Genomic DNA, 8,102 nt, shown 5'->3' with positions numbered 1-8,102 from the left:
TTGCCCTTGTCGTCAACGTAAGCGTTGCCGTCTGTTACTGTGCTTACATTCTTTACAACACCGTTCTCGATGTCGAATGTGAACTTTGTAACTGTTGTATAGCCGTCGGGAGCAACTGTCTCTTCGAGACTGTACTTGCCGTCCTTAAGACCTGTGAACTTTGTGCTATTGCCTGTGAATGTTGTGGACTTGTCGTCCGCTGTCAGTGTCTTGTCGCCTACTGTTACTCCCTCGAGAGTCTTGCCCTCGTCCTCAGCTGTGAGCACGAATGTTGCCTTGCCAGCGGACTCAGGAATTTCCTCAGCGCCGAGAGCCTTCTTGTCGATGGTAATCTTTGAAACGTCGTCTGCAACAGTGATAGCCTTTCCGTCCTCGGACTTTGTGACATTGCCTGTTGTAACTGCTGTTACATCTGTAACAACGCCGTTCTTTACAGTGAAATCAAATGTTGATACTACTGTATAGCCGTCAGGAGCAACTGTCTCTGTAAGAGTATACTTGCCGTCTTTCAGGTGCTCGAGAGTTGAGATATTGCCCACTATCTTAGCAGACTTGTCTGTGCTCTTGAGAGCGTCGCCGCCGTTTATCTTCACACCCTCAAGTGTGCTGTCCTTGGCAGTGAGCTGATACTCGACCTTGCCTGCTGTCTCGGGGATAGGTGCTCCGCCGAGGTCAGTCTTGTTGAGCTTGATGATAGGAGCGTCCTTTACTGTTACAGTAGTTCCGTCCTTTGAAAGCTCGGTAACGCCGTCTGTTACAGCGCTTACCTCTGTTACCAGACCGTTCTTTACTGTGAATGTGAATTCGGATACTACAGAGTAGCCTGCGGGAGCTGTGTCCTCCTTGAGTGAGTACTTACCGTCCTTGAGGTACTCTATCTTAGTTGTGTTGCCTGTGAATGCTGCTGACTTAACAGAGCTGAGAGCCTCGCCGCCGTTTATCTTGACGCCTGCGAGAGAACCGTCTGTATCCTTTGCTGTAAGAGTGAACTCTGCTGCGCCGTCTGTTATCTCCTTGCCGCCCAAGTCAGTCTTGCTGATGTTCAGTATCGGAGCGTCCTCAACGACCAGCTTGCCGTTCTCGTCAACGTAAGCCCTGCCTGTTGTCACAGATGATACATCTGTTACCTTGCCAGCCTTTACAGTAAATGTAAAGTCGCTTACTACTGAATAGCCTGTAGGAGCAGTATCCTCACGGAGAGTATATGTACCGTCCTTCAGTCCCATGAATGTAGCAACGTTGCCGTCGAACTCGGAAGTCTTAACTCCCTCGCCCAGTACGTCGCCGTCGTTGATGCTTACGCCGCTGAGGTCTGAGCCCTCGCCTGCAATAAGTGTGAACTTAGCCTTGCCTGCCGACTCAGGGATAGGTGTTCCGCCGAGAGCCTGCTTGTCAAGCACGATAGTGTTCTTCTTTACGTTAAGGAGGCTTACCTTATTAGTAGTGTCGCCCTTTATAACGCCGTCCTCGATCGTGAATGTCTTTGAGGCAGCCTTTTCGTATACCTTAGGAGCATTTACCTCTTCGAGAACATACTCACCGTCCATAAGTCCCTTGAAGGTCTTGGAAGGAGTTGTCTTTGTGTTCCACTCAGCAGACTTGCCCTCTGCAAGAGTGTCAGCGTCCTTGATAACTGTTGCAGGCTTGTCTGAAGCCTTCTTGAATGTGAGCTTCATATCAGCGCCCTCGGTTGTGCCCGAAGGAGTTGTATTGCCGTCTGCGTCGAAGTACTTATCGACTGTTATCTCGGAAACATTGTCGGTGATGATGAGCGTACCGTCATCAGCCACCTTTATTGCGCCTGTGGTCTCGGACTTGACGCTTGACTTGTCAACTGCGCCGTCCTTGACTGTGAATGTGAATTCTGAATCCACCTTTGTGTAGCCGTTAGGTGAAGCTGTCTCCTTGAGCACGTACTCGCCGTCCTCAAGACCTGTTATTTCAGCCGCACCGCCCTTGAACTTGTATTCGCTGAGCTTCTCAGCCTTGAATGCAGTTACCTTAGGAGCAGCTGCCTCGTCGGCGTCAGCCACGATATTGAATACTCGTCCGTCCTCGAGCTCCAGCTTGTATGCGCCGCCGCGGATTCCGGCGACAGTGAGCTTTGTGCCCGAAGCCTTGCCTGTTGTAGTGAACACGTTCTGCTCGTCGGAAACTGCATTTCCGTCAACAGTAACGTTTCTGAATGTAGGACCGCTGAGTGTATAGCCCATACCGTCCTTAACATCGTTTACTGTAAGGTTCTTGCCGTTGATCTCGAGAGGCATTGTCATTGAAGTCATTGCCTTGACATCGTCTGCGGAGTAATCTGTTATCACCTGAACCAGCTTGTCGCCGTCGTTCTTTACAAGTGTGAACTCAGCTCCCTCGACGATCTCGCCGCCGACGTCAGCCTTGCTTATCTTTACGGAAGAATCAATCTTCTTGTTTGTGATAGTGAGACTCTTCTTGTCAGCCTCAAGCTTGCCGTCCTTGCGTGAGATAGTGAACTTGACTTTCTCACCTGAAAGAGCGTAGCCTGCGGGAGCGCTTACCTCTTCAACAGTGTAGTCGCCCTCGGGGAGACCTGTGAAGATTATCTCAGATCCTGTGGATACCCATTCAAAGGAAGTTCTGTTTCCTTCCTTGGTAATGTAGTTTTCAAGATCCTCGCCCTCGTCCCAGCCGCGTCCGTCAGCAGTGTAGTACTTCGGGCTGCGAGCCTTGACGCTGGTCATATTGACTGCGCTGCCGCTTTCTGTGGTGCCTTCCAGTCTGAGACGTGCGCCGATAAGAGGATCGCCGTTCTCGTCAACCTTGTTTACAGCAAATGTGAAGAGCTCGTTGACAACATCTATCTCAGCGCTCTTTTCGTCAGAAGATACCGTGGTGACATCCTTGTTTCCTTTGATAACTGTGACCGTTCCGCTGTCGAATCTGAACTCTATATCGTCTATCGACTGATATCCTCTCGGAGCTGTCTCTGAGAGCACATAAATGCCGTTGGGGAGATTTGTGAACTCGATATCCGTAGGTATCGTAGTCCATGTTATTGAATCAGCAGAATATATCGGAGTTCCCTCTGTGCCGCTGCTGTCGAGGTTTGATGTAACGCCCTCATTGAGCTTTGCGCCTGCGGTCTCCTTGGCAGTAAGAGTGAACTTAGCGCCCTCCTGCTTCTTCTTTGAGCTTTCAGTCTTGATAGAGCTGTCAGTCTCAGAGGTTATCTTGATAGTATCGTTATACTTTACGAATTTCAGCTTTGCAGGAACAGACTCGACGGTGAGAGTATTTATAACGCCGATCTCTCTGTTGCCTCCGCCGACGCCGTTTCCTGTATAGGATACCTCGTACTTGTCGGGAACCTGAGTTTCCACAGCATAGTAGAAATATGTATTGCCCTTGCCGTCGTCCTTCGGAAGTGCTGTCCACTTAGCTGTCCAATCATCTGAGCTGTCGAGAGTCTTTGCGTCCAGCTTTTCAGCTGAAGGATCAGCGCTTACATTTGTGAGACCTGCCTTGTCAGCGCGGTAAAGAGTTACCTCGACCTTATCGCTGCTGTGCTTTTCATCTCCGTCGCTCCATGTTTTCTTTGCAGAAACGTCGATAGTTTCCTTTTCCGACACAGGGTTCATGAAAGGAGACATATGAGTCTCATTGTGGAGGCGGATATTCTGTGCGATGATAGTACCGCTCATGTTGTTCGGAACTACCTCACAGTCAGGTGCGAGCACACAGCCCCACGGCTCAGCGGTACCGCCGCTTCCTATCTCGCCCTCGTTCCATGAAGAACCCTCATTGTAAATTATCTGAGTGCCTTCCTCAGCAGCGTTATAGAAGTTATAGATGATATTCGTACCGTTGAGAGCGCTGTCCTTTTCCTTGATGACAACGTGCTCAGCAGGCTCGGCAATAGTCCAGTAGGTCCATTCGGGAGTCCAGCTGAGCTTTGACTTGCCCTGAAGGTCGATATTTACCACGAGAGCCTGTTCACCCTTGAAGGTGCCGTCCTCAAAGTTGATGCCTGCAACCTTCAGTCCTCTGTAGTTATCAAGCTGATCTGCGGTGAGATTGAGCACATTGGTGCCCTCGGGATTGAGCATAAGGGTACCGACCTGAGGCGGCTGATTGTTGCCGGGATCGTACTCGTTATAGTTGGGGTTATCCTCCCATGTTATCTTTGCATAGCTCTCGCCCATTGAAGCATACGACTTTGATCTTGTCTGGTAGTTAGCCTTTTCCTTTTCAAAGTCGATGAGCTTGCTGCCTGCGTGAGCCATATAGCTCTCTGCTTTTCCGGGACCGCCCGTATACAGCTCTATGGTATAATCGGCAGAAGGAGTTTTCAGCTTTACAGCCGAGCTCGTATCCTGAGGATACTGAAGATTCCCCTCGGGATAGCCTATAGAGAGCGTACAGTCCGCAGGGAACATAAAGTCGCTCATATTTCCCAGCGAGAAGCCCTTTACCCCGTCGTTCTTAGCAGCGGTATCGTAAACGCCGCCCTCCTTGAACTTGAAAGAGTCTCTGACGACGTTGAGAAGCCGTCCTGTGCCTTCTGTGTTGAGCTGTCCGTGATTTGCGCCCACAAGATAATTCGGCGCTGCGATATTACCGTTGATGTGAGCACTGTCATTCATTGTTTCGATAGTATCGAAAGCAAACAAATGGAAGTCGCCTGCTATTCCAAGCGGATTTCCTCTGTACCACATAGACTCCTCATATGGCGTGTTGACAATCGGAAGCCCGTCAGCAGCGGTATCATCTGCATATGCAGAGAGCCCGAGGTCTGACGGCACCGTGTACATCACAGCCAGAAGTCCTGAGGTAACGCCGCTTATCAGGCGCTTCCCCAATGATTTTTTCATGGTCATTCCGTCCTTTCTGTTTCTAAATGATTCCACAATTCCCCGTAATAACTTCCTGCCGCTTGTACGCTTCAGGATATAGTTACAGACTTTTGCACATTAATTATATCATAACTGTATACAAATTGCAATATTTTAACATTAACTAATTATTAGAAATTTTTTCGCCACTTTTGTGCAGTTTGTTGTCGAAAGGTCAGATTTTTCCGTGTTTGACAGCAGGTTCAACAAAGTTTCCTTTCATGTAGTCAACGCATCATCAAAAGCGGGGTGACTCGCATAAAATGGGCAGTTCCACTGATATAAAGGCAATTTTATACAGTCTGTATTACTTTTGTGTGATTTGTTTATACAAGCAGTCGAATTTTATGCAATCCGCACTAATTATGAACTGCGTGTTAATTTCTTTCTGGAGAATCGGGCTATTTACAAATTTTATAAAAGGTGATATGATATTTATATTGTATTATATCCTCGCATGAGGAGTAGTAACAAGGAGGAAAATTTAATATGGAAAAGAAAATCAATGTTCGGTCACTGGTGCTTCTGGGACTGCTGACAGCTATCGTAGCATTGTTCTCACTTACACCTATCGGCTCTATCCCAATCGGACCGCTGTCGATCACCCTGAACATCATCCCCATCGCAATAGCTGCCATCGCACTCGGACCAACAGGCGGACTTATCATGGGACTCGTGTTCGGAATCTTCAGCTTCCTTCAGTGCTTCGGTATCGGAGTTCTCAGCGGAATGGGAGCTGCTACACTGGAAATAAGCCCGACACTCACTTTCATTCAGCGCGTTGTGCCCAGAGCACTTGACGGACTGCTGGTAGGACTTATCTTCTCAGTTCTTTCAAAGGTAAAATCAAAGAAGGCTCTGTCCGTTATCTCAGGTATAGTTTCGGGCATCGTCCTCATCGGACTCTTCCTGTCCGTAATGCTTCTTATCTGCTACGATAAGGACGGCAAGTACAAGATGTCCGAGGGTATGTATAACTTCATCACATCAGGTCTCCCCATTGCGCTCACACTTATCGGCGTGTTCGCAGCAGGATTCGCTGCAATGTTCTGGTTCGTCAACAAGAAGGACCTCTCAAAGGTACAGCAGTCATGCGGAATCGCAGGCTTCTCGGCAGCTATCCTCAACACTATCTTCTTTATGGGAGCTCTTGTGATACTCTTTAATCACACAGCTACAGGTCTTGACAACAAGTACACTATCACTATCGGAAACGGCGTTATCTCACAGGTAAAGGACAGCGCCGGCAACGATGTCGAGTTCGCAAAAGACGGTCTCCATGTACAGTTCGGCAAAGACCTCGTCCTCACAGTAGGCGATACAAAGGATACTCTCCCCACAACGGCAAATATTGCCGAGAGATTCGAGCTCAGCTCGGACAAGCTCAAGGGAGCAGTCCTCAACGGCAAGACAATAAACGGCAAGACTGCCAAATTCACAGAGTCGGGCGCTTCCCTCAGAGGACTCAGCGACGGCGATTATACACTTAAGGTATACAAAAAATTCAATTACATCGACAGACTCAGAGGAGGCAAGAGCATACTGCTCTTCATCATCACCGCTGTCGGCATCAACGCATTGTTTGAAATGGTCATCTCAACAGTATTCTCAACACTTATCGGCACCGCTCTCTTCAAGGCAAAGCTGATAAAGACTCCCGAAAATCTCAAGGACTAAACGCAAAAAGCCTTTCCATACATGGAAGGGCTTTTTTATGCGCTGACCGCGCCGCGGTAAAATGTCACAAAGCGACCATATTTCGCAACATTTTACCATTATGAACTCCGTTAAAAGGCATGCCTAAAAAAATTACTGACAGTATAATTGGACTATTTTATAAAAAATTATTGGTAGGGCAAACTATTTTTATATCTTTTCCCAAACATTTCCAAAAGGGCTTTTTTCCTATTGACAGCGTGCAAAATAGGTGATAAGATGTATGTATAATTAAAAGGAGCATTATAGATGTACAACAGAGCATTCCTGTTCAACGGCATCGGTTCAAAACCCGAAAAGCTTCTCGTAAAGCTGCCGCCCGAACTCATGGATAAATACGAGTATTACTTAGAAACTGCATTCGGCAGGCTCGGTCTCAACATGGACTTGGAGAAGAACAAAGCTTACGACGGAAGAGTAGCTGAGTGGATAATCTCACTCATCTGCGACAGAGTCGTTTTCGAGCACTACATAGACAAGGGCATAATCCCCGACATAGGTGTAGGCTACAGCTCAGGCATAGTCAGCATAAGCGGCTGTTTCGGCTCTGTGACACACGAATTTGCACACGATATCATCATGATGAACCGCGCTACGATGCGCTGTCTTGAGAAAAACAATGAAAAGCTCGATATGGGTATCGTCATAGGCTTCTCATACAGCGATATCGAAGAAATGTTCAAGGACAAATTCTCACCCGATGAAATAGTCATCGGAAGCGGCAACTCAAGATTCCACGTCATGGTGAGCGGACGCGCCGACGCAGTGGAAAGGGCGCTTCTTTTATGTCAGAACGAAGGCGCTATCAAGGCTTTCAGCTTCGGTACAGGTGTCGCATATCACCACCCCGTTATGAAGAAATATTCACAGGAGTACGTGGACTTCTGCGGCTCAATAGAATACAACGCTCCCGTTTATCCTATCCTCTCTATCTTCACCAGAGAGATAATGACAGAGGGACGTCAGGTAATGAGAGAAAACCAGCTCAACGTCTATACGCCTATACGCTGGGACCTCGCTATCAAAAAGCTTGAAGAGCTGGGCGTCACCGAGTTCTTCGACGTAAGCGCAAACGGCGCCGTGAGCAAGTTCTCGCGCGTTAGCAGAAAATGTAAAATTTACACCCTTGAGGATATGTAAATTTTCATATATAAGCAACCCGATAAAAGGGAATATAAGACAAGAACATTATTTATGGAGGAATCAGTTATGAGAGAGATCACAGAAGAAATCAGACAGGAAATCAAGGACATGATCTTTGATTATTACGCAGAAGAATGTGAAGTTGAGAAGGACGAGATCACTATGGATACAAACCCACAGGAAGACCTCGGAAGCGACTCACTTATGTTCGTTGAGCTCATCGAGATGACTGCTGACAAGTACGACCTCGACATCAAGCTCCAGAGCATCGGCAAGTATATGCTCAAGTCCCCTATGGACACAATGAGCGACGTTGTTGATATGTTCTGCAAGATCTATCAGTACGGCAACGACATCGTTAACCAGTAAGGGACA

The 8,102-nt window shown here is 47.8% G+C and carries 4 protein-coding genes; 3 read left to right on the top strand and 1 reads right to left on the bottom strand.

Features of this window, described 5'->3' with window-relative positions:
- The coding region (locus BT105_RS09635) for a SpaA isopeptide-forming pilin-related protein (RefSeq protein WP_177243956.1) at positions 1-4,847 on the bottom strand (4,847 nt) is incomplete at its 3' end.
- A gap of 510 nt (positions 4,848-5,357) precedes the next feature.
- Between BT105_RS09635 and BT105_RS09630 the strand changes: the two genes are divergently transcribed.
- The 3 genes from BT105_RS09630 to BT105_RS09620 all read left to right on the top strand — a co-directional run bounded on the left by BT105_RS09630 (position 5,358) and on the right by BT105_RS09620 (position 8,096).
- On the top strand, positions 5,358-6,545 hold the full coding sequence (locus BT105_RS09630) for an ECF transporter S component (protein ID WP_072300529.1): 1,188 nt from the start codon (positions 5,358-5,360) through the stop codon (positions 6,543-6,545).
- 288 nt (positions 6,546-6,833) lie between these two features.
- On the top strand, positions 6,834-7,724 hold the full coding sequence (locus tag BT105_RS09625; protein WP_072300527.1) for an ACP S-malonyltransferase: 891 nt from the start codon (positions 6,834-6,836) through the stop codon (positions 7,722-7,724).
- Positions 7,725-7,793: 69 nt separating this feature from the next.
- Positions 7,794-8,096 (top strand): acyl carrier protein, encoded by a 303-nt coding sequence (locus BT105_RS09620; protein ID WP_024861539.1) that lies wholly within the window; start codon positions 7,794-7,796, stop codon positions 8,094-8,096.
- Positions 8,097-8,102: the final 6 nt, after the last annotated feature.

Origin of the sequence: Ruminococcus flavefaciens (genome assembly GCF_900119075.1) — a bacterium.
Classification (GTDB): domain Bacteria; phylum Bacillota; class Clostridia; order Oscillospirales; family Ruminococcaceae; genus Ruminococcus; species Ruminococcus flavefaciens_Q.
The sequence above is the reverse complement of the archived record's forward strand: the minus strand, read 5'-3'. Positions and strand labels throughout refer to the sequence as shown.